General features: G+C 69.5%; 1 protein-coding gene. It reads left to right on the forward strand.

Annotated features, from left to right (window positions below):
- Window positions 1-465: EAL domain-containing protein (locus tag GVJ63_RS21890; protein ID WP_159227361.1), on the forward strand; the 465-nt coding region annotated here is incomplete at both ends.

Raw genomic sequence — 465 nt, forward strand, 5'->3', positions numbered from 1 at the left:
GCGCATCGTCTTCCAGCCCGTCTACGACATCGCGCGGCGCAGCCTCCATGGCTTCGAGTGCCTGGCCCGGTTCGACATGGAGCCCGTGCGCCCGCCGGACCAGTGGTTCATCGCGGCCCACGGCGTGGGGCTGGGCATGGAGCTGGAACTGCACGCCATCCGCACGGCGCTGTCGTCGCTGCACTGCTTTCCCGCCGGCCTCCTGTTCAACGTGAACTGCTCGCCGGACTTCATCCTGTCGGGCAGGCTGCAGGCGCTCCTGGAAGAAGGAACCGACGTGTCCCGCATCGTGCTGGAGGTGACCGAGCATGCCGCCGTCAGCGACTACGCGGCGCTGGCCCGGGCCCTGCAGCCGCTGCGCGCGCGCGGCACCCGCCTGGCCGTGGACGATGCGGGCGCGGGCTATTCCAGCATGCGCCACATCCTCCAGCTGCAGCCGGAGGTCATCAAGCTCGACATGAGCAT

This window comes from Pantoea sp. 18059, from assembly GCF_902706165.1.
In the GTDB taxonomy this organism is placed as follows: Bacteria; Pseudomonadota; Gammaproteobacteria; order Enterobacterales; family Enterobacteriaceae; genus Pantoea; species Pantoea agglomerans.